The organism is Pseudoalteromonas sp. SG41-1 (assembly GCF_014164575.1).
Taxonomy (GTDB): domain Bacteria; phylum Pseudomonadota; class Gammaproteobacteria; order Enterobacterales; family Alteromonadaceae; genus Pseudoalteromonas; species Pseudoalteromonas rhizosphaerae.
The window spans coordinates 51479-75219 of record NZ_JACJFL010000007.1 but is presented as its reverse complement, the minus strand read 5'-3'; the positions used below and the strand labels follow the sequence as shown (position 1 = coordinate 75219).

The following is a 23741-nucleotide window of genomic DNA, read 5'->3' as shown; positions in this document are numbered from 1 at the left end:
ATAGGCTGAAAATAATAGCAGTTATAGCGTAATGCATATTTTAAATTGACTCATCAAAGTAGGCTGTTGAACAAGTTGCGCGCGTAATATATCACTTAATTCAATATGGAAAAATTCGCCATTGCTTGGCAGAATTTTATTTAAAATATTTTTTGTGCCGCCAAGCTCTGTAACTTCTAACGGATATACATAACTGGCAAGTTGTAATTTGTCAGTTAAACACTGGCTTATTTGCTGTAATTTAGCTGTAGCTGGCTTGGCACCATGACTGATTATTACATCACTATTGCGTGCTTTTTTAGTGTGTCGTTTTTTTGGATCAAAGCCGTGTATCTGATAAATAACGAACTGATCGACTGTGTTGGCGTAGCTTTGAATAAACGCATTGGTAACACTGTAGTGGTATTTACCTAGATCACTTTTTTGTCCATCAGCTGCAAGTGTATTGCGATGTATGGTATTGGCTAAGAAAACCTGGCATTCAGTAAATAGAGCCATCGCAATAGGGTAGCTGTGTTTGTCAAAATAGCGGTGCGGAGCATAGGCAATACACTGACTGCCACTCGACTGGTATTTTATTTCTCCTGCTATAACGTGTTCATCTTTCGTTACTAAAGTTAACGCTGATGTTAGTTCGTTGCCTTGCGCCAAGTTTGTTTGCGTGCTCAGCCATTGCGCTAGTTGGGCTTTTGTAACCGCATAGGCACCATTTTGTGATGACGAACTAGCGTAACTTGCGCTAGTTAATAACAGTAATATTATCGCAAGTAACCGTTTAGCTTGCATCATCATTCCACCACCTTATTTTTACTTCTTCGTTAGCGTACTCTTCTAATACTGCGATCCAGACGGTTTTATTGCTTGTAATGGTTAAACTGTTGAGCGCACGAACATCAGCATTGAGCTGTTGAGTAATTGCCGGGTAAGCAAATAGTTGACTGTCTTTTGGATGGATCAAAAAGGCATCACTTAAGCGGCTCGGCTGAAGTCCATAGCGCTTGTTTGCAATACTATAATCATGGGTTAAGCCACTTTGGTATTTAGCACGTTGAGCAATATCGAGGATAATGCTCTGCTCAGCATAATGGCTGTACGCTTTTAATACCACACTGTACGGGCGTTGCGTTGGATATGCTAATTTTAGTGGCGTATTTGCTGTAAGTTTATACAACCGTTGTTTGAGCCACGGGCGTTGCCCTTGCCAGTTTTGATAAATGTGTTGGGCATTTTTTTCAATACTTGCCAGTTGTTCAAAGTCAGTGTCTACTAAATTTACTTCTCTGGCTGTTTTGTTGTTTAGTTGATAAACCACACTGCCTGGATCTGTACTTGGCGCATTAGTCGCCGCTTGCAGCAGATGCTTATTTTGCAATGGTGCAAAGTTATAAGGGCTCGGCTCAGTAACTGGGGTAAAATATTTTGTTGGGCTATTGACCAATGCGACATTAGAGATCGGTAATTGTTTAAACAGCTCTCTTGATTGATAGAAACTGTCTTTAATTAGGATCTCTGGTGGCTCTTGGAAAACTCGGATATTGACGTAACTATCTTGTTCAGTAAAGTCGTAATGGTTATCAGCTTGTTGCTCATACCAAGCGGCAATATCATGAAAGTTTGGATCTTCAATACATTGCGTATGGCATACCGTACGTTGATAGTTAAACTGGCTATTACGTGATTTGACACGTACAAGAGTCGGTTGCTCAGTTGTAATTACCAATGCCGCTGCACGTTCGTTAAGACGTAAATAAAAGCTATTTGCTTTAGGGATTTTTTCTCGTTGTGTGGAATCTAGAATAACTCGATCAAATTCAGATAATTCATCGTCATAAGAAATAGTAAAGGTATCAATTGGCTGATTATTTTGATCATAAACAATCACAGTAGCATGACCTCGACTAGATGATCTGAGATCGATGTTAATATCGCTACTTCCTTCAAGTGTGAAGCGAGCATTTAATAAGTTACTTATTTGATAGTAACCATCTTGTGCGGTCGTTAACGGTTGTAGTGAGCTAAAAGACCAATTACTTAACAGTGGCTCGGTGCTGCATATAGTTACTAAACCAATATCTAATGGCTCGGTAATAAAGCTCAGTGGCTGCGCTGTATTTGCGCGATAAAGCACAGTATGTGGTGCAATAAACTGACTTAAATCATACCAAGTTAAATTGATTTCAGCTGATTTGTCCAGACTGAAAATAAGCGAATCTGGCTGTTTTAGTTCAATGCTCGCACACAGTGTCGCATCGGTGTAATAGTCATTTAAATTAAGTTGTTGCTGCGCAAAGTCATAAGTAACAACATTGTAGGGCAGCGTTTCATATAAAATGTCGGCTTTAAAGTCGATCCCAGGAATACCTTGTGGAGCAAGTTTTAGCCATGAATAGGTAACTGCATTGTTTATTTCTGTGGTTGATAACGCATTAACCCCAATACTGTGATATGCGCTGCTTCGCTCTCTTCGCTCTAATGGTAACTTGAGCCACGCGCTGTATTTATCATCATTATCGTTATGTGTTTTAGCATGGACTCGCACTACAACTCCCATAACTTGGCTATCTTCGCTAATTAACTTTAATGATACGCTGGTAACGTTCTTTAATTGTTCTGGGCTGATATAAAAAGATTGCCCAGATGAGACCTGTAAAGCTTGCCGATTTTCAATAATTTGCTTTATTTGTTGCTCATTGTCGGGAGGTGTTAGTTTTGACGCATGGTGATAGACATGACTACTAATTACTTGTTTTTTTTCATTTAAGAATGCGTATTCAATGGCATAGTTTATCGGTTTATCTAAATCCTGTGGTTCAGAAAATATCGCATTTGATAATACTCGGATCGAGTGTGTTCTAGTGCTAGAAAACGAAAAAATCAATGGTTTTTCAGTGCTTAGCCATTGAACGTTAGAGCGTGTCTCTTCATCCGAACGGCTAGTTATAGGTTCAGCTGACTGTATCCACAGATAAAAACTAAACAGCGCAAAACTAAGCCCAGTAAGTATTAGGAGCAATATGAGTATTTTTAAGAGTCGTTTAATAAATTGCATACGATCCCTCAATCATTATAGTGTTAAAACGGTTTTGGTCAGTGAGACGGTTTGTTATCGGATTAAAAATTGCCAACAGCTTACCTTTTTGTCTGATCGCGAGGGCATACTCTTGGCGGCCTTCAAATTCAATTGTTTGTAATTCACAGTTAGCGAATGGTTTACATAGTTGTGCCAGTGCCGTCAAGCGTTGCGTGCTGGCATAACGCTCAATCGTTTTTAAAAAATGACTTTGCTGCTGTGAACTTACAGCTTGCCAATTGGCAGGCGATAATGTGGTTATATTCATTACTTTAATTGTTGGTTGCGCTGAAATCGCGAGCAAGCGTTGTAAAAGACTTTGCTGGTTAACAGAAAATTGCTGTTTAAAATCAGATGCAAGCCACAGGGTTGCTAGTTCGCTGTGGGGAGCAAATATTTGATAGCCAGATTGCGGCGACGTACCAAGCTCTAAACCTCTTGTCGCGGTTTGGCCTTGCACAACTTGGTAATCAACAGCCAAATCTTGCAAACTGTGATTAAGTGTTTGTAAAAGATGCTGGTGGGCGTTATTTGATTGCGTATATTCAAAAGCTAGGGCGGTGGGTCTGATCCATAATGGTGCACTGTGACTACGAATTTGTAAGTTTAAAATGGCATTATTTTGTGCAAACCGTAAATAGCTTTGATGAACCACATTAAATAATGAATCAACGTTATTGGGTAATAATACATTCGCTTGTGGATGCGCATAAGGATGGGCACCGGCGATCAGTAAATGCTCTGCCCGGCTATTTACAAATAGTTCAGTGGCAAACTTTAAGGTATTACTTTCAAATAATGGTCGCGGTACTTCAATATTAAGTTGGGTACTTGATGTCAGATTGATGACATAGAAACCTTGACCATAGGCTATTGCAGCCCCATCAACGAAAGGGGCGATAAGTAAAAAGCGACCTTGCGCGTTATTGAGTAATGTTAGCTGATAGCCCATTAGTCTGGCTGTGGCATTAATTTGATTTAGTTGATTGATTATATTCTCATCTACATCTTGATCCGTCAGCTTAGTTTTTAAACGGTATAGAGGGTGTAATATTTCAAATTCCCACAAGGCGGCTTGATTTGCCGTTAATGGTTTATAAGCGCCACTGCCTTTAGCGGTAATGTTGTCAGCAAATAGCTCAATCACTTCATTCAGGCTCTGCGTTGCATAGCTAATTGCGTTGTCCTCGTTATTACTTTCATCACGAGATATGTTAGCTAATAACGTAGTGTAGTTATCACTATTTAAAAACACTTCAAACAGCTGGCCATTAAAATTTGCTGCAGGTAAAGAGCTATTGGTTGCTTGACCAAAAAAAGTCTCTTGATGTCCTAATAGCTGTTGGATCAAACGTTGGCTGAGTGAGCTTGGTAACTGATTGTAAATCCAATACTGACTTGTTGCGCCGACAGGGGTTTTGATTAACAAACGATTTGTGCGATTGTTAACTTCCCGTACTTGAAATAGTTGCTCAAGCCCCAGCGCTTCAATAAATGCTAAATAATAAGGACTTTGTTTATTATTATGAGTTAATTCCGTCGTTGGTGTAGCACTGGTACCAAATACTAAGGCACGACTGTCAAAGTGTGAAAATATAAGCCCCGCAGAGTCGCTCGCTAAACTTTCTGAAGTGGGAAATGGTACCGTGACTATGAAATCTGCGCTTGGTTTTCGAGAAATAACAAATAACCCGCGTTGCGAGGTTTTTCTAGCATCGCGAATGTAAATATAACTATCATCAAATTGCAATTGAAAATCAAGTTTAGCTAAGCGCTGTTTATTCAGCAGTAAGTTTTCTATTGAATTAGGGGCTTTATTAATTTCATAAATCGCTTGTTTAAAGTTATTTTTGTCCTGACTAGCTTGATAACTGCTGATGTCTAGTTGTCCTTTATTGCTCGTATAAAGGTAGCTTTTATATTCACTGATCTGTTGACCAAGAGCGCTGACTTTGTTTGTGCTTTGCAATTCTTTAATGTCAGTTGTAACAAATAAAGAAGGGATAAACATGATAATAAAGCCGATCACAATGGCTAACGCACCGCCTAGGATTGAAGTTTGAAAGGTGGCTCGGATCACTAAGCCTAGTGCGCTTTTTTGATATATTTTTAATGCTAAAAGCGTAGACAGCATATAACCAAAAGCAAAGGTATCGGTAACTTTTATTTCAGGGTAGTAGTGCACCACAAAATAATTTAAAAATAACTTATAGATAAAACCGATATTGAAGAAAAATAGCAATAATCTTGCACCTTCAATATTGGCATTACGTAACCGCGTAAAGTTTAATAGCGAAGCACCAATGATCAGTATAATGGCTGTTTCTGCAAAGGATGTGAGCAATTTAGTTGGCTGCATAAGCTGCAGCGCCAATAATGCGGGTAGCATAATGCCATTAAATTCCCAGCCATATTTAATATTGGCACGCGACGCAATAAACGCAGTGATCACCAAAATAATATAGGCTTTTGGTGCCGCTATAATTGATGCGGCAACCGCTTCATACATAATTGCTAAATTGGCGATGCTAAAGTTAGTCATTGGCATGAGTGCAAAACGAACTAATAAGAAAGTAATTAGTAGCTGAACAATGGTAACTTTCATGCCGTACTTAAAGCCACCATTCCACATCACGTTGGCAGTGAGGGCGATAATAACTAACCCCAGGGAATAAAGCTGTGATGAATAATCAAAGGTTATATCCCAACCGCTGAGCACGTTAGCAATCAATGGCCAAAACAAAGTATCCATGACTACACGCACTAAAATACTGATCAAGATAATGGCAAAAAAGCGGTCACGACCAAACATCTCGGCGTAGCCAAATTTTTGCATTACGTACTTAGCGCTAAAGAGCATTAGGCCATACACTACTACCGCTTCAATTAAGATAACGGCGGCTGAGGTTGGGCTAACAATAAGTAGTGGCACTAAATAACCAGGCACAACAAGCCCAGTAAGCGGAAAACCAAATCGTAAATTTAACAAACAAACAACAGTAATGCCTATCCATACAGTGGTGATCACCGATTGACCTAAGCCACCACCTGCTGGAAACAATTGTAAAATAAAATCACCCACTAGTTGATGGCTCCATCAAGTTTTGAGCGTAAAATTGCTGTTGTTTGCATAATGAATCACACAGTTGTTTGCTGTTGGGCATTTGCTCAATAAAAAACGCAATATCAATAAACTCAAATAAAATACCTGAAACCTGAAATGGCTCGCCAGATGCATTTTGTAGATGACTTGCATCCATTGCTCGAACATTGAGTATATAGGTATTTTCATCAAGCTTAGCTTGAAGATAAATATCGCCTTTTTGTAAGGTGATAAAGCGTAATTTACCTTTCGCGGTTTCAGTATCTAAATCAGTAACTAAGCAGAGCAAATCCAATGCTGTCATATCAAAAATAGAGAATTGATGCTGCGCAGCTAGTTTTTCTAACGATTTGTTTATTTGCACCACTTGACCAAATAAATTAAATAATACAGTCGCAGAGCGAACATTATTAAACACATGCTCTAAGGTCGTTAGCTTTTGTTCCATTTCCGCTATCGACGTTTTCACTTGCTGGCTGAGCGGTTCTTGTAATTTCAAAGTGAGTAGTTGAGATAGGGCGCTATCATTAGCATTATTTTGTGATTCAATAATTCGATAATGGAACAGTAATTCACCCACTTGTCCGGCAAAGGCATTTACATTGCGCTCAAATGCTTGTTTGTTAAATTGTGCATCAGGCATTACTGTCATTGCCCAAAAACCACGCACATCACCGGCATAGATCAATGGCACGATATATTGCAGCTCACCGTCACTTAGCTCATTAAAAAATGGGCGCAAAATTGGCACAACACCAAATTCTTTTAAAGCATCTGAATATGGCGCGCGCTTATAATCGCGGCGCATTTCTTTAATATCACTAAGGTGGCAATTGACGGCTCTTATTTCGGTTAGTCGGTGATCGCCTTCTTTACGCGCTAAAAATATCGATTTATTCAAAGCAAGTTGTTGAGTTACCAGGCGAATAATCGCATCCCAAGGCGAGCTTTGAGAAATAAATGACTTTGGTAAATAGCGCCCAGCCATTTTCTGTTGAATATTCCCAATTAGGCTAGTGAGCTCCCTGTCTTCGTTGAGTTTTCTAACCAATATTACCCACACTAGTGTAATAAAGGTAAAAATGGTCATCTGGCCAACGGGTAAAAATAAATGCTGAAACACTAAAATAAAATACCCTAAGCCAAACCAACATATACTTGTTAGCACTGCAATTACGATACTGTAACTAATTGATAATTTTTGAAAAGCGAACAGCAGTAGTAAAGAAATACTAAGCAGCAGTAGGGTGCTTTGCCATAGTGTCAGTAGCGATATGCTGCTTTGCTTATCAAGTGTATCGGCAATATAAGCAGTAAGTAATAAATAGTTTGATGTCTGGGTTAATTTAGGCGCATTAAGTTTTACCCCTAAACCAGCATTATGTTGACCGAGAATAATGATTTTGTTTTGTAACTGGCTGGCCATAATGTCCATTGTCATCAGCCGTTCAGCTGAAAACTTTGGCAGTGCAGAAGGGGCTAAAGCGAAGTTAAGCAATACACTTTTGCTACTATCAAGGTCGTTAAACAGTGCCGGCCAAATTGCCAGACATGAGCTGTCAGCCATAGCGGCTAATTCAACATTGTAGCCAGACCAATCGTTTATATGTGGTAGGCAGTAGTCATTTTTAGGGTGTGGGTAAAAAACAGTGTTTTGTGCCATGTCCGTCAAGGTTTTATTTACTGTTAGTTGTTCATTAGCAAAAACCAATACTGCTTTTGGTTGATAGCTTAATAGTTGTTGTACTAGTTCATTATGTTCGCGACTTAAATGCTCACTTTCAATGATCACAACATTGCTTTGCTGGCTTTGTGTAAGATTTGCTAAACGGCTATAGAAAAAGGCATTTGATGAATTAAACAGTGATAATGAATTTGAGATCACCACAATGATAAACAGGCAAATAGTAAGCCAAAAAGAACGCTGGCGTTTAAGTAAAAAAAACTGTTGTTTAAAAGCCACGATTAGCTCCAAAATAGAATAGAGATTAATTAAAGGTGCTATACGTTAGTTTAAACGTAACAGAAGACGTTGCATTTAAACGTAAAAAGTCAAATCCATGGATTTTATCCGTGCGCCACATCGTATCAGTGAAGTTTACTTTTTGTTGCCATGAAATCATTGCCATATCATCCAACGCCAAGCTTGCTTCGCCACTATTTGGCGCAAAGTGACGCAAGGTAACTTTAATACCGCGCGGTGGTAACTTTTCTGGGCCAAGTGTTAAGTCGTCAGAAGGCAGTGAAAAGTCATAGTTTAAGGCTTGCCAGTCATGGTTACCAGCCGGTTCAATATCGACCAATTGAGTAGAAAATTCAAGGCCATCCTCAGCGGTGGTATAAACTATTTTTGCGTCTAGTTTTCCGGCGTTTTCAGCTTTACTGTAACCAAACAAACTAAACTCCTTGAAGACGTCAATTGAGCCATCATCATTAGGTAATTCCATTGCACGAATGGTTTGTCTAAATGGGAGCAGCGATGGCGTGTTATCAAACTGGGTGCGAGCAGAGCATAAGCCTTGCGCACCTGAACGAGCACCACTTAAGCAAGGCGTTACGCTGTCGCCGGTGTGATCCCAACGAGCAACTTCTAGTTGTTCATCATCGTTATCCCAATCTTCAAAGTCACCGAAAATCATTAAATCGCGCCCTAAAGTGACATCACTTGGCGATCCGTCAATGATTTCAAGTTTAGATAAAAATGCTTTTGTTGATGGAGCAAAGTTGCGTAAATCTAGAATGCTTTGATTTGGGGTAACTGTAACTGTTTCCGTGTGCTGAGAAACAGTCGCTTGATCTGCGGTGAAAAATACATCGGCATAACCATCTCGTGGGATCAAGGTAATGTTATTATCAGAAAACTCAGCCAGACGTCGTAATAAATAATCACTCAAAAAACCATTGGTAAATTTAGGCTGATACCCTTCAACATAAACAGGGTAAGCAAAAGCGCGCTTCGTCATAGGAGATGCATCTTTGTCTACATTTACTAACACCGCAACGCCAAGCAGCGTTTCTAAGCGGTCTTGGTCAAACACAAAATTGCCTAAGCCTAAAATGGCAGGTACGCCATTAAAAACTGCAAAGCCTTGGGCAATATGCGGATGATGAGCAACTAATAAATTGGTTTGTTGTTTGGATAAAGAATTAAACCTGCCTTTAATGTAACCGCTGGGTTGATAAGTGTATTCATCACCACCATGCATTTGGGCAATTACATAATCACTATTTTGCACTGCATCATTAAGATAGTTGGAGACTAATTCTGTTTCTGTTAAATCTGCGGCACCGCCTTTTGTGGCATCGGTAACATAGGTAATTGCATGTTCTTTACCTGTAATGGAGGTCGCTGAAAAAAGTCCTAACGTGAGTGTTCCCACATCCATGAACTTTGCTTGGTAAGCACTGGCTATGTTTTTCCCTGCGCCACTGTGAGCAAGGCCAGCGCTATCTACTTCAAGCAAAGTATCATTGAGGCCATCTTCTAAAAAGTCATACACATGATTATTTCCTAGTGCGACGTAATCAATACCAATGGCTTTGATCCCATCTAGCGTCTCAGGTAATGAAAAAAAGCTAAACTCTTTTGTTGGATGTGCTGCTTCAGGACTACTTGTTATCGGTGTCTCTAAGTTTACTGATGAAAAATCAGCAGCTTGAAAAAATGGTGCGACAAAATGTGTTAATGCTTGAGCATTTTCACTGGCTGTTGCTGGACGAATAAGTGCCCCTGCGACATCAGGGATCGCAGCCGTCATAGTTGCCAAAGAGGGATCTAAAAAGCGTCGTGCAAACATAGTATCGCCAGCAAATAGCAGGCTAACCGAGTTACTACTCTTAGCTGTTAGGGTCAGCTGTTGCTGAGTGTTATCAGCAGTAATTTTGACTGTAGCGACAGCAGGGAAGTAACTTTCATCAGCGATCATTAACCGATGGTTACCTGTTGTAATACCTGAGTAATTAATTTGCCCACTGGCATTTGTTTGATACTGCTGTCCTGCAAACTCAACCATGATGCCAGCCACACTATTAGCTTGCTGATCGGTTATTGTGATTACACCATTAAACGTTTTTTTTAAATAATCATCGCGCAGTTGTGCATCGCTCTTTTGGGCTTGTGTTTCGCCTGTATCATAGGGGTCTTCAACCTTACAGCCAGCGATAATTAGGGCTAAGCAGAGAATAGAAAAGAGTTTATATTTTTTAATTTTCAAACAAGCCTCGTTATCACTGTAGTTACATTTTTTAATACGTTTTCATTATACGGATTTTTTGTGGAAATGATATTAGCCAAGTATTTGAATTTTTCTAATATCATTCATACTAAATTATAGTCAGTTGCCATAAAAAGTCTTTGCAATAATGGTTAGTATCATTTGTCCAAAAATCTTTACAATAGACTACCCAGCGATGGGTAGTTAGCGTATTATTTGCGACATAGTAGGTTTTCTCTTTTTGAGGGTGAAATGCGTTTAGATATCCATTGTGCAGACCGCATCGGTATTGCTCAAGAAATACTCAATATTTTAGTCAACTATCGCGTTGATTTAAAAGGTATTGAAGTTGATTCAATTAACTGTCGTATGTATGTGAGTTTTCCACCGATTGAATTTGAGCAGTTTCAAAAAATCATGCCCTCAATTCGATTAATTGATGGTGTACAGGATGTACGTACCACCGCTTTTTTACCTTCTGAGCGTGAGCATAATGAGCTCAACACATTGTTGCGTGCGCTACCAGATGGTGTGATCTCAATTGATGCCAAAGGTTGGGTAAGGCTTTGCAACGATGCTGCATGTAAAGACTTACAGTTAACTGAAAAAGAAGTTATTGGTTCAAATATTAATAATCTATTGAAAGGCTTTAACTTTACCCGTTGGTTAGAAGGCAAAGAAGTACTGGGACAAACAACCCGGGTTGAGGTGGCTGGTGAAGATTTTATCGCGGATATCTTGCCAATCGCAGTACCACAAGGCAATGAAGGTGATGTATTGGCCGGTGCGGTGATCAACATTAAATCACAAAGCCGTTTAGGTCAGCAGGTAAGTGCGTTTCGTCGTTATGGTCAAGAAAGCTTTGCAACTATTCACAACTTTAGCACTGCGATGCGTCGTGTGGTTCGTGAAGCGCGTAAAATGGCGCAACTTGAAGCTCCGATACTTATCACTGGTGAAACCGGTACCGGCAAAGAGTTACTGGCACGCGCTTGTCACTATGCATCTAATCGTTCTGTGAAACCTTTTATCGCTTTATCGTGCGCTTCACTGCCTGATGATGTTGCTGAGTCTGAATTATTTGGTTATGCCGGTTATGAAGAAAATGCAGCGCCAAAACGCGGCGTGTTAGAGCAAGCGGATGGTGGCACGGTATTTTTAGATGAAGTGGGTGAAATGTCTACCCAACTTCAAACTAAGTTACTGCGCTTTTTACAAGATGGCACATTTCGCAAAGTTGGCGATGAGAACGAAGTAAAAGTAAATGTACGCATTATCGCCGCCACGCAAAAAGATTTACCCGCGATGGTACAAGAGGGTACGTTTAGAGAAGATTTATACTATCGGATCAATGTACTGACTTTAGAAATTGCTCCACTACGTGATCGTAAAGCTGATGTAGGGCCACTTGCAGAACATTTTATTCAAAAATATGCGCAGCAAAATGGTCATGCAATTCCGGAACTATCTGCAGAGTGTTTGTCGTTTTTACAAGATTATCCTTGGCCGGGCAATGTCCGCCAATTAGAAAATGCGATATACCGTGCGGTCTCGTTATTAGATGATAACGAGCTGCGTGTTGAGCATTTACAATTACCTGCATTTACCCATGATTTAGGGTACTTGGAGTCTGATTTTGAGGGCTCGCTCGATCAAGCTGTAAAGCGTTTTGAGGCTACATTATTACGTAAGTTGTACCCTGCTTACCCAAGTTCGAGACAATTGGCTAAGCGTTTAGGGTTAAGTCATACCGCAGTTGCAAATAAGCTACGTGATTACGGCATTAATCGTAAAACGGTAAAAGTGTAAACTGACTCAAATCAACAGTATTGGGTACTATTGCTTAGTACCCATATCTTTGGTTACACCGTCAATAGCGACAGTATCGATACCCTCAGCGGTGAACTTAATTAAGATACTGATGTTATTACGGGCAAAAAAGTAATCTTTGTTATCTAAACTGATAACATAATCCCCTTTTACCGCGCCTTTATATTGACGTTTTTCAAGTTTGATTGTGTGTTCGCCAATTTCCCAGCTGAATCCTTCAATAAAGCCATTATTAAATTCTTGCACCCACACTTGTTGGTCGTCTTTTGCTAAAGTAATAGCAATGGAATAGGATTCAGGTAATTGCATATCATAGCTTTTTTTACCTATAGTAAACTTGCTATTTTGTTGCTGCCAAGCAAACCCAAATTGAAACGGCTTTTCAACCCCAGTTGGATAACGTACGTCTCCTTCGCCTGGATAGTTAAAGTCGGCCATCGCGCTGGTACTCATCAATGCAAATACCATACTCAAATAAGAAACTGATTTTTTCATCATTTTTCTACTATTATTTATAATCAGAGAATTCAGAGTAGAGCAGAATATTCTCCAATGCAATACGCTATGCTGCACTCACAAAACTGTTAACTGGTAAGACCTTTATTGTGAACTTATATTTTCGTCTTTTATTATTATTTTTTAAAATCAAACGTAACCGTGATTATCAATCATTGTTAGACACTGTGGATATAGATTACAAAGCGCTGCCAAGTGATTGTGATATTAATTTACATCTTACTAACTCTCGTTATTTAGCAATGATGGATTTAGCTCGCACTTGGATGACTGAGCGAGTTGGCTTGCTTGAAACGATTATGAAAAAACGTTGGTTTCCTATCGTTAACGCCACGGCCATCACTTATATTCGTGATATTAAGCCAATGCAACGATATACCATTAGCACGCGCTTAGTTGGTTGGGATCATAAGTATTTTTATATTGAGCAAAAATTTCATTCCGAGCGTGGCTTGCATGCGATCGCCTATGTAAGAGGTGTGTTTAAGCGCAAGCGAGGTGTCGTCAGCGTAGAAGAAATGCTAGAGGCGGTAAACTTTGATGGTATTGTGCCTATATTACCTACGGAAATTATGCACTGGAAAGAAATGTTAGAGCAGAAAAAAATAACAAATCTTCCCAGTTGAATTTACATACACTGATAAAAGGTCGTTAGGCCTTTTTAGAGTATGTTTAAAAAGCGTATTTAACCCCTAACATGGCAACTACAGGATCAATTTTTACTGTTGAAGTAAGAGCTTGTTTACCATCGGCATAAACAGTTGCATCGGTTTCAATATCCATGATTGATACCATCGCATGTACGCCCCAGTTTTGATCTAGCATATAGTTAAAGCCTGCTTGAGCTACAAAACCAAATGAGTTATCAAGCTTTACTTCAACGTCGTTGGTGCCCAGTACTGTTTTTAGCGCTGTAGAAGGTTGCTCATCAAAAAACACTGTGTAGTTAATACCTACACCAACGAATGGGCGAAATGCTGAAGTACTTTCTAAAAAGTGGTACTGAGCGATTAGTGACGGCGGTAATTGCTTAATATCAGCTATTTTATTGCCAGCTAAACCACCGGTGCCATTAACTTCATGAGAAAAGGGTGTTGCAGCAACCAATTCTAGAACCCACTGATCGTTAAATGCATAGTCAACTGTAATACCCAGTTGTGTATCCGAGCTACCTTTTAAGCCTAAACTTGGATCTTCATTGATCGCTGAGCTGCTATTGTCAGGATTAACATTAATAGCACCGACATTAACGCTTAAGTTTGCACTGGCGAAAGGAGATGCGATTAAAAGTGAGGTGAGTAACGCTGCGCTAAGTTGTTTTTTCATGCTGTTCTCCGAGAACTACTTTTTGAATTGGCGTTATTATCAGCCAAAAAAAAAATAAAAAACTGTTCTAGATCAAGCTTTATAACAGCGTATAAAACGGCGCAGCGTTTGTTTGATTTAGATTAAGGTTTACTTAATTGACGTTTAAAATCGATTGACAGTGCACTCTTTTTTATTGCTATTCATCAATAGGTCAGGAAAATAAGTTATAATTGCTGCTTAAAGCAAGGGTATACAATGAACGAAACCAACCATCTTTTTCTGTCTGGCTCTATTAGCAAAGCACTGTTAAAACTTGCAGTTCCTATTATTCTTATCAATATTTTACAATCTGCCTATCAATTAACCGATGCGTTCTGGGTTGGTCGTCTAGGGGCGGCACAAGTTGCAGCGGTGTCAGTAAGTATGCCAGTGACTTTTTTAGTGATTGCGATTGGCTCTGGACTTGCGATGGCGGGGGCTATTTTGTCAGCGCAATATATGGGGGCTGGCCAGCAAGATAAAGTAAACCATGTGGCCGCACAAACAGTGTTAATGGTGACTGTGACGGCCATTTGTTTAGGAATTATCGGTTATTTGCTATCTCCTTACTTTTTACATTTACTGGGTGTTGAAGATGCCGTTTATAACGATGCTTTAAAATTTATGCATGTGTCATTTGTGGGTGTGGTATTTGTATTTATTTATGCCATGTTTCAAGCCTTAATGCGGGGTATTGGCCAAACCAAGGTGCCACTGATCATTGTTTCCGTAACCGTGTTGCTAAACTTTGTACTCGATCCATTATTTATTTTTGGTTATGGCAGCTTTACAGGTCTTGGGGTGATGGGGGCAGCGCTGGCTACATTGGTGACACAAAGTTTGGCAGCCATTGCTGGCATTGTTATTTTTATGCGTGGTCGCCATGGTATTAAGCTAAAATTATCAAGTTTCATTCCTGATTACAGTTATATCAAACAAGCGTTTTATTTAGGTGCACCAGGCTCTGTGGAGTTGTCAGCGCGTGCATTTGGTTTGATTATCATGTCTTTTTTAGTGGCTAGTTTTGGCACTCAAACCATTGCTTCTTATGGTGTTGGTTCAAATATATTACAGATGGTGATGATCCCGGCTATGGGACTCTCGATGGCTGTGTCGACCTTAGTTGGACAGAATATGGGCGCAGGTAACCCGCAACGAGCAGAGCAAATTACTAAGTTGGCGGTACTTTGGGGATTATGTGGTTTGTCTTTTATTGGGGCGATTGCATTTATATTTGCACCTTACTTAGTGGCATTTTTTATCCCCGATGATCAAGGTGTGATAGCCAAAGGCGCACAGTTTATTCGTGTTATGTGCTTAACTTGGGGCGGAATAGGCGTGCAATTATGTGTGGTGGCTGCATTTAGAGCATCAGGGAACATGCTTAATGCGATGTTGTTGGCGCTGTTTTCTCAATGCGTAGTACAGTTTCCGGTGGCGTATATTTTGTCAAAACACACACATCTGGGCGATCACGGCATTTGGTACTCGTTTGCTGTCACCAATGTGATCGTCGCATCGCTATCGTATTTGTGGTTTTGTCGTGGTCGTTGGCAACAAACAAAATTGACCAAAGATGATAAAGATATCGCTAAAGTCAGCCAAGAAGCATTCATCGAAGAAGGTGCACACTAATACCAATCGACTTAAATATTTAACCATTCTAGCGCGCTAAATAAAGCGCTAACTGCGTTAGTAATTTTTCATGTACGACTGCATGGATGCAATAGGTAGAGCAATGCAGGAGCAATTGCCGAGAACAACTACATGTCAAAATCTCTGCCTTGTTATCACTGTATTTTTCTGTCGCTATAAATGGTCAGTAACTTAAAACGATTAGTATAATCCGTGTTTCATAAAGCGGTCATGAATTCAGGTTGTAATGAATACACTCTCTCTTAATAAGGGTGTTAATTATGACTTTAGCTATCCAATCTCACACCACGAATGATGCAATCCACACTGATACTGTGGTCAGTTACCTTCAAAAGCTGATCCAATTTAAATCTGTTACGCCACAGCAAGCCGGGGCAATAGACTGGTTAGCAAAGCAGTTAACAGACCTTGGCTTTAACTGTGAACAGTTTACCTTTAATAATGTTACTAACTTAATAGCTAAAGTAAGCTTTGGTGATGGGCCACGCTATGCTTTTTCGGGGCATATTGATGTGGTCCCCGCATCTGGAGGAGCGTGGCGAGCAGAACCATTTTCAGGTGATATTATTGATGGCGCGATTTATGGCCGAGGCGCTGCTGATATGAAAGGGGGCGTTGCCGCCATGTTATGTGCCAGTCGTGCATTACTGGCTAACGTAGCTGCAAAAAAAGGTACTTTTTACTGGTTGATCACCTCTGATGAAGAAGGGGAAGCGGAATATGGTTCACTACTGATTGCCGAGCGTTTAGCGCAACAGGGCATCCAACTTGACGGCTGCATTGTCGGCGAGCCAACCAGTCATTTGCATGTTGGTGATACAATCAAAAATGGCCGTCGAGGTGCACTGTCTGCGCGGTTAGTGATCAACGGCAAAGCAGGGCATGTTGCTTATCCAGAAAACACCATCAATGCAGCTCATCTTAGTGCAGAAGTAATCAAGCGCTTGACTAGCATAACTTGGCAGCGTGACGAGCCAAGTTCACATACGAGCTTGCAAATAACCGGGATTAATATTGCTAATGTTGTCGATAACATGGTGCCAGCACGATGTGAAATGACATTTAATATTCGTTATAGCCATGGTTATAAAAGCAGTGATATAAAAAATGAGATTCAATTCGCGTTAGACGATTTACAAGCTTTGCTGAGTGTGGAATGGGAGCGTCCGTGTGAGCCTTTTTATACGAGTCATCAAACGCGTCGCTGTTTATTGACTCAAGTTGAACAAGCTATTTTTAATGTGACAGGCAGTTATCCTTTTTTAAGTACCAGTGGCGGAACTTCTGATGGGCGGTTTTTTGCCAATGATTACACCCAAGTGATTGAATGCGGGGTACGAAATAATACCATCCACCAAGTTAACGAGCATGTGCCTATTAATGACTTACTAAAAATTGAGAAAATATATACACAGCTTTTAGAGCAGGTATTTAGCCGTATCAGCTGACTATAACGCAAGGCCATCATTAAACTGTTCATTATAAACAGACAATTTCTGACAATGTCCGACAAGCGCTGAGAGATGTCTCGTAAAGGATATGCTAACATTTTTTCAGTAAATTTCGCTATTCGAAATAAAATACTTAGTAATTGATTAATAAAAAATTATTAAAGTAATAACAGCGTTTAGTGCGGTTTTTAGCGTTGATAAAATTAAACATTATGGAGATTGTTATGAGCACCAGTAATAAAGGATTTAGTATTGCACTGTTGTTTGGTGTGGCAGCTGCTTTAAGTGGATGTGGTGAAAGCACGGATGAATTAGATGATAAATTAACCCATCAAGCAAATATGTCTTTCATAAATTCATTGGATTATATGGCTGACTTTCATGTCAAAAAAAGGAGTATTAGCACCGGCTACAGTGGTTTATTCGATAGTGATAATATCGCTGCGGGCGATGTAGAGGCCAATGCTGTGGGTAGTCGCTATAACTACAGTTATAAAGCAATCAATAACATGATTAACTTGGGAGTTAAAGATAGTATCAATGCGAATAAAGAGGAACGCATAAATACAACCTTGAGTAATAACGACGATTTATGGGTAATTGCTTGGCAATCTTCAGGTAAGCGGGCTTTGTCTGTCATTGATAAAAAACAAAACAATACTGCAGATGTATTTAATGTGCGTTTATTTGCCAACGGCGAGTATGATGTGTCAATTGATGATAAAAAAGTATTAACTACAAAAAAGGGCAGTGTCACAGCGTTCTTAGCGGTGAGTAATTGTGCTAATGGCCTAAAAGTTGCCAATCAGGCTATCGATTTATGTGCGGGTAATTTTGGCGCTTCATATTTATTAGTTGTCGATAGTAATGGTAAACGAGTAATGGCTGAAGAATAACTTTAGATTAAAACTCCTCTGGTTAGTGTGAAATAGTTGCTGAGATAGATGTATTATCCACAGTTCAAGTCTCTCAAAGGCGCTACTCCCATGTTGGAGATATAGCGCCATATCCACCTAGAACTACCACGCACTAACTACAAATAAGTAGCCTTTGGAACGGATAGTCTTAATTTTTATTGGGTTACGCGCATTATCACCGAGCTTCTTGCGTAACTGGCTAATATGATTATCAACACCACGTTCAATTCCATCATAGTGATAACCTTTTATTTTTTCAACAATGTCACTACGTGACAGAATAACTCCTGCATTTTTAGCAAGCAGTAGCAGTACGTCATATTCGCCGTCTGTGAGCTGGATATGTTGCGTTGCTAAAGAGACAGTTCGGTTGTGCGTATTAATGATTAATTGCCCAAACGTTATAGACTCTTTCGTTTGTGGCTTTATGGCGAGTGGATCTGTGGGATGTCCACGTCTTAAAAAAGCTTTAATTTTTGCCAGTAGTAAGCGAGGTTTCACCGGCTTTAATAAATAATCGTCGGCACCAATTTCAAGCCCTACAACCTGATCAATTTCTTCTTCTCGTGCAGTAAACATCAAAATATAGCCGCTGTATGACTGCCTTACTTCGCGGCATACCGTTAAGCCATCCTTGTTCGGTAACATAACGTCAAGCAGCACCAGAGCTGGCTGCCACTGAAGAATACGGGAGACCGCATGCTCGCCATTTGATTCTATTTCAACCTGATAGCCTTCAATCGTTAAATACTCTTGAATTGACTCAGCAAGCGGTAAATCATCTTCTACCACTAAAATCTTTGTTTTCATTTCTTGTTCTCTATGTGGATTATCGATGTGTGCGTTTGGCTGGCCAATTTAGTATGAAACATGCACCACCTAAGCTGGATGGCTCAACACTCGCGGTTCCTTCATGCCAGCCTAAAATTTGTTTAACGATTGCAAGGCCTAGTCCGGTTCCACCGACTTGCAAATTACGACTTTGATCTTCTCGATAGAATGGTTCAAATACCTTCTCAGCACAGGGTAAAGGAATACCATCACCGTTATCAGCAACACAAATCAGCCAGCCTTTTGCGGTTTGTTCATAGCTTACTTGAATATGGTTTCTTCCATACGCTATGGCATTGCGCATTAAATTACTTAATGCACGGCTCATATAAAACTTATCAATCATTGCATGGCAAGCGCCTTGTTCAAGTAAAACAATCTCAGTATCAGGGTTGGCTTCTTGCCAACAGATTAACTCTTGTTTTATCCAATGATTAAGTTCAACGGTTGCAAATGTAAGAGTGGGTATTTCGCGCTCAAATCGAGCATGTGTAAGCATTTCTGACACTAATGAATTTAGTTCATTCAAAGATAATTCAATCCGCTCTAGTTGCCCTAGTTGATAGTCATTGGTTGTACTATTTCTAAGTAATTCAACATTGAATTCAATGCGTGCGATGGGAGTTCGCAATTCATGTGATACAGCATTGATCAGAGTTTTATGAGAAGAGATAAGGCGTTGTATTTTTTCGGCCATGGTATTAAACGTTTTGGACAAGTGGTTTAGATGGCTAAAACGAATTAGCTTAGCGCGAGCATCAAATTTACCTTGTCCAAGTAATATCGCCACTTTATTGAGCGATAACATAGAGCGCCAGCCAGGAATTAACCATATTATAATTGGTATAAGCAGAAAAAAGCCGAATATAAAATAAAAGATACTTAACATGTACACCACTTTGCCCTTTAGTTGAGGGCTAAAAGGGCCAAGTACAATTACTTTATCGCTATTTTTGATGCGCTGTACGGCAATGTCGGCGGGATAGCCAATAAAATCAGAATCCGCAGTTGATATGGTCACAATAGCTCCTGTTTTTAATTGGGCTATTTGTTGCTCTGTGTAAGTTAACTCACTCAATGTCATCAGTGCAACGGGATATGTAAAATCATCACTGAGCGAATCAATTATCGACGGCCAGCTCTGCTGTGGGTGTTGCATCAGCATATTATTCAGTAGGTAAAAAGAGCCCATCATCCAACGTTGCGCTTCGTTGATCAGATGCTTAGGAACCGTATTGGGTTTTACAATTACTAATAGCTGTTCGTCATCTATTTTTCGATATGCTAAATCTGTTTGCGGATCACCCCAAATTTTATCCTCTGCGAGCCAAGATTGTTGCTCACTTGAAAAATCACTTTGTTGATAGTCTTGTAAAGTAAGTTCAAAGCCAAAATTAGCTTGTATGTTTTGTAAGTAGGCCATTCTCTGGTGTTTAGGTATGGATTGTAATTGTTGTGCAAGAAGATCCGTAGAGCCTGATGTTAAAAACTCTAAAGCCCATTTTTCAGTAGGGTACCTGACGTTACTTTCAAAATGAGGTATCACCAATAATTGAATGCTAACTACCGAAAAAATAATGATAAAAGATAAAAATAGCAGGGACCTTTTCATAGCTGTTCTGTCAACAATTTGTGTACAACCACTTTATCATATCTGCACATAAAAACTACTTTTGATAGCATACAGCGAACACAAATTCACGTTACGGGTATAGTAAATAAGCTAGATGGCTGGTCGTCCTTATTTTATACACCTTTGCGTTCTTAGTTCTTTCCTAAATATCTTTTTGCTTTGCCTTCTTTTACTTTTTCAAGATCAACAAGCACTAAGCCATCAATACAATTATTGAAATCAGGATCAACACTAAAACTTAAAAACTGTACGCCGCCAGGCTCACATAGTTCGGTGTATTGTTTAAATAAAGTGGGTACTTGGGCACCCATGTTTGCGAGCACATGTTTGAGCTCAACAAAGTCTTCTTTGACATCATCACCGCTAAATAGATTTGCGCACTGTATGAGTTGCTGCTCTGTGAGTTTGAACTCATTATTAGGTGTAGCTATAACCTGCTTAGCGCCGTAATAATGCTGATAATAATGAACTAACATGGCTTTGGCTGGTTCTGGCAACGCGTTAGAGACACTGACTGCGCCATAGAGGTAGCGATACTGAGGATAATTTTTCACAAACGCGCCAATCCCATACCATAAATAATCAAGACTTTTACGACCCCAGTATTTAGGTTGTACAAAGCTGCGACCCAGTTCAATACCTGCAGCAAAGTAAGGAGTCATTGCATCACTGTAAGAAAATAAGCTATCAGTATATAAACCTTTGCGGCCGTGTTTATCAATAATAGCTTGAGCACAAGCAAGTCGGTATGCGCCAACCAATTCAAGTTGTGAGCCGTCCCATAAAACCAAGTGCTGATAATCCATATCGTACTTATCAATATCACGACGCTTACCACTGCCTTCACCAACAGTGCGAAACGAAATCTCTCGTAACCGGCCAAGCTCTCTGAAAATCGCTGAGCTGCCTTGATATTGATAAAGGTATATCTGCATGCCGTCTTGAGTTGTGCCTAATAGCTCACACTGTTCGATGGCTTTTTTTAGTTCCTTGCGGCATTCTGAGGAGGCGATGGGTGCTTGTGTTTTAAGCGGTAAGGTTTTCTTTGAGGTAAGTGCATAAAGCTGCTTACGGATCAGATTGACTACTTCTTTGTCTTTAAGGTTTTCAATTAAATAAGACTCTGGAGGTATCGATGCGCCAATTTCAAACTCTAATGATTTTTGTCGTTGTTTAAACATTTCTTTAACCAGTAATAAACTCGCTAAAGGCTTGTAAATCATCGATGTGCCATAAAAAAGTGGGCTATTTTTGGCTTTAATAAAAATCGGTAAAATTGGCGCATTGGCTTTTTTTGCGATCCGTAAAAAACCACTATTCCACTTGCAATCTTTAATTCCGGTAGGGCTTAAACGCGACACTTCACCTGCTGGGAAAATGAGAATGGCCCCAGCTTCTTTAAGGTGCTGGTGGATATTATTGAGTTCTTGCTTTTTACTGTCACCCGATAAATTATCGACCGGCAGTAATAATGAGTGCATTGGCGTAACTGACATTAACATGCGATTGGCAACGACCTTTAAATCCTTACGAACACTTGATAATACTTTAATTAATGCCAGTGCATCTAAAGAGCCAATAGGGTGGTTAGCAACAATAACTAACTTACCCTCACTAGGAATATTCTCAATCTGCTTTGGCTTGTAGCGAGTATCAAAATCTAGTTCATCCAACACTTGCTCAACAAACTCAATGCCTTGTAAGTGCGGGTAGGCATCACCAAATGCAACAAATTCTTGTTCGTGAAGCAAATAACCTAACCCTTTTTTAACTAAACTTTTTACTTTAGGTGAGTTTTCTAATTGTGGTAGATTTGCTGCGATTACTTTATCAACACTGATCATAATTACCTCGTTTGCATATGGTGATCAATATATCGCCAGAGTAAAAGCTTGCCATGACAATTAGGTTGCAGTTGTGTGACTTTTTAAAGAGCCGAGCAGTAATTCGATTAGATTAAATGTTTTAACAAAGGTTATACTCTTTGCAAATCAACAACTCTATAGGCATAACATGAGCGTACTCGTTGCGATTAGTGGACGTGATTGCAGTAAAATTATTACTGCGTTAGCGACTAAATTACCAGGTGTAAAAATTTCACAGTGGCCAGACTGTGATAACTTAGAGGATGTTGAATTTGTGCTTGCTTGGCTGGCACCTGCAGATATGTGGGCACAACTACCTAATTTAAAAGTAGTTTCTTCATTTGGCGCAGGGGTCGATAGCATTGATTTAAACTTACTCCCTGACAATGTCATTGTGACACGCATCGTTGATGAAAATTTAGCTCATGATATGGCAGAGTATGTGCTTACCCATATTTTAGCGCATAAGTTAAGGCTTAAAGACTATGTGATTAAGCAACAACAACGACAATGGCTGCCAAAACGCGCTTATAGTCATAATCATGTTGTGATTTTAGGTTTTGGTGAGTTAGGACAAAGCTGCGCTAAACGTTTACTGGCTAATAATTTTACCGTAAGTGCATTTTCACAAAGCCCTAAAAATATACCCGAAGTAAATTGTATTCATCAAGTAAGTGAATTACCAAGTTTGTTAGCACAGGCTGATTATCTCGTGTGTTTATTACCACTAACCACGCAAACGAAGGGCTTTATTAATCGCAACTTATTAATGCAGCTACCAAGTCATGCCGTGCTCATCAATGTAGCGCGAGGCCAGCACGTCGTTGCAGACGATTTACTTTGGGCATTAGATAATCAAATTATAAGAGGAGCAACATTGGATGTTTTTGCACAAGAGCCATTAGCTGCAGAGCATCCTTTTTGGCATCATTCAGCGGTTACAATGACTCCCCATTGCGCGGCATTGTCTGATCTGGAAACTGTAACGCAGCAGATTGCTAATAATGTACAACGTATGAAAACAGGCCTTAAATTAAATAATCAGGTTGATAGAACAAAAGGTTATTAAAAGTTCAGCGACAATAGCGTAGTACATCTTGTTAACATCTGTAATTTTAGTTAGTCTAGTTAACTCAAAAAACACTAACAATAATAATAAGGTGTACAATGAAACAGCATCAAACAGGCGTTAAATTTAGTATTATCGTTATTTCAGTGGTCTTAATGGGTGTGTCTGCATGGTGTAATCAAGCTAATGCAAGTGAACAAGCTCCTGTTTTACAAAGCCAAACAGAATAAATAGAACCA

General features: G+C 39.7%; 17 protein-coding genes. 7 read left to right on the top strand and 10 right to left on the bottom strand.

Annotated features, from left to right (window positions below; all coding sequences use genetic code 11):
• Positions 1-21 precede the first annotated feature (21 nt).
• Genes H5203_RS06905 through H5203_RS06885 form a run of 5 tightly spaced genes read right to left on the bottom strand, consistent with a single transcriptional unit; the run spans position 22 to position 10387 of the window.
• Positions 22-792: a hypothetical protein gene (locus H5203_RS06905; RefSeq protein ID WP_145237330.1), complete on the bottom strand. Its 771-nt coding sequence runs from the start codon at positions 790-792 to the stop codon at positions 22-24.
• Complete coding sequence (locus tag H5203_RS06900; protein WP_145237327.1) at positions 776-3049, bottom strand: hypothetical protein; 2274 nt, start codon at positions 3047-3049, stop codon at positions 776-778. Before H5203_RS06900 ends, H5203_RS06905 begins: the two co-directional genes overlap by 17 nt.
• A complete protein-coding gene (locus tag H5203_RS06895) occupies positions 3036-6152 on the bottom strand; it encodes a poly-gamma-glutamate biosynthesis protein PgsC/CapC (RefSeq protein WP_182819524.1) in 3117 nt (1038 codons plus the stop codon). The genes H5203_RS06900 and H5203_RS06895 overlap by 14 nt, the downstream gene beginning before the upstream one ends.
• A complete protein-coding gene (locus H5203_RS06890) occupies positions 6145-8136 on the bottom strand; it encodes a hypothetical protein (protein WP_145237321.1) in 1992 nt (663 codons plus the stop codon). The genes H5203_RS06895 and H5203_RS06890 overlap by 8 nt, the downstream gene beginning before the upstream one ends.
• Before the next feature lie 25 nt (positions 8137-8161).
• On the bottom strand, positions 8162-10387 hold the full coding sequence (locus H5203_RS06885; protein WP_220491207.1) for a CapA family protein: 2226 nt from the start codon (positions 10385-10387) through the stop codon (positions 8162-8164).
• Between the two features lie 252 nt (positions 10388-10639).
• Between H5203_RS06885 and tyrR the strand changes: the two genes are divergently transcribed.
• The gene (gene tyrR / locus H5203_RS06880; protein WP_145237318.1) at positions 10640-12196 is read left to right on the top strand and encodes a transcriptional regulator TyrR; all 1557 of its coding nucleotides are present in this window, start codon (positions 10640-10642) and stop codon (positions 12194-12196) included.
• Positions 12197-12223: 27 nt separating this feature from the next.
• Here the strand turns inward: tyrR and H5203_RS06875 are convergent, their stop codons facing one another.
• Positions 12224-12712 (bottom strand): hypothetical protein, encoded by a 489-nt coding sequence (locus H5203_RS06875; RefSeq protein ID WP_145237744.1) that lies wholly within the window; start codon positions 12710-12712, stop codon positions 12224-12226.
• Between the two features lie 110 nt (positions 12713-12822).
• Here H5203_RS06875 and H5203_RS06870 point away from each other — a divergent pair, with 110 nt between their 5' ends.
• A complete protein-coding gene (locus tag H5203_RS06870; protein WP_182731090.1) occupies positions 12823-13359 on the top strand; it encodes a thioesterase family protein in 537 nt (178 codons plus the stop codon).
• A 46-nt stretch (positions 13360-13405) separates the two neighbouring features.
• Here H5203_RS06870 and H5203_RS06865 read toward each other — a convergent pair whose 3' ends face one another.
• Positions 13406-14059 (bottom strand): OmpW family protein, encoded by a 654-nt coding sequence (locus H5203_RS06865; RefSeq protein WP_145237312.1) that lies wholly within the window; start codon positions 14057-14059, stop codon positions 13406-13408.
• 237 nt (positions 14060-14296) lie between these two features.
• On the opposite strand from H5203_RS06865, the gene H5203_RS06860 reads away from it, so the two are divergent.
• The 3 genes from H5203_RS06860 to H5203_RS06850 all read left to right on the top strand — a co-directional run bounded on the left by H5203_RS06860 (position 14297) and on the right by H5203_RS06850 (position 18083).
• Positions 14297-15715, top strand: a complete 1419-nt coding sequence (locus H5203_RS06860; RefSeq protein ID WP_145237310.1) for an MATE family efflux transporter — start codon at positions 14297-14299, stop codon at positions 15713-15715.
• A 281-nt stretch (positions 15716-15996) separates the two neighbouring features.
• Positions 15997-17184 carry a succinyl-diaminopimelate desuccinylase gene (gene dapE, locus H5203_RS06855; protein WP_145237306.1) on the top strand — a complete coding sequence of 396 codons (1188 nt, stop codon included), beginning with the start codon at positions 15997-15999 and terminating at the stop codon, positions 17182-17184.
• A 227-nt stretch (positions 17185-17411) separates the two neighbouring features.
• Positions 17412-18083: a hypothetical protein gene (locus H5203_RS06850; RefSeq protein ID WP_145237303.1), complete on the top strand. Its 672-nt coding sequence runs from the start codon at positions 17412-17414 to the stop codon at positions 18081-18083.
• 123 nt (positions 18084-18206) lie between these two features.
• On the opposite strand, the gene H5203_RS06845 is transcribed toward H5203_RS06850, so the two are convergent.
• From H5203_RS06845 to H5203_RS06835, 3 genes are all read right to left on the bottom strand, one after another.
• Positions 18207-18914, bottom strand: coding sequence for a response regulator transcription factor (locus H5203_RS06845; RefSeq protein WP_145237300.1), 708 nt, complete (start codon positions 18912-18914; stop codon positions 18207-18209).
• Between the two features lie 19 nt (positions 18915-18933).
• On the bottom strand, positions 18934-20547 hold the full coding sequence (locus H5203_RS06840; protein WP_145237297.1) for an ATP-binding protein: 1614 nt from the start codon (positions 20545-20547) through the stop codon (positions 18934-18936).
• Between the two features lie 152 nt (positions 20548-20699).
• Complete coding sequence (locus H5203_RS06835) at positions 20700-22412, bottom strand: lysophospholipid acyltransferase family protein (protein ID WP_145237294.1); 1713 nt, start codon at positions 22410-22412, stop codon at positions 20700-20702.
• A gap of 169 nt (positions 22413-22581) precedes the next feature.
• Between H5203_RS06835 and H5203_RS06830 the strand changes: the two genes are divergently transcribed.
• Positions 22582-23502 carry a glyoxylate/hydroxypyruvate reductase A gene (locus H5203_RS06830; RefSeq protein WP_145237291.1) on the top strand — a complete coding sequence of 307 codons (921 nt, stop codon included), beginning with the start codon at positions 22582-22584 and terminating at the stop codon, positions 23500-23502.
• Between the two features lie 98 nt (positions 23503-23600).
• Positions 23601-23732, top strand: a complete 132-nt coding sequence (locus H5203_RS22820; protein WP_259401915.1) for a hypothetical protein — start codon at positions 23601-23603, stop codon at positions 23730-23732.
• The last annotated feature ends 9 nt before the right edge of the window (positions 23733-23741 follow it).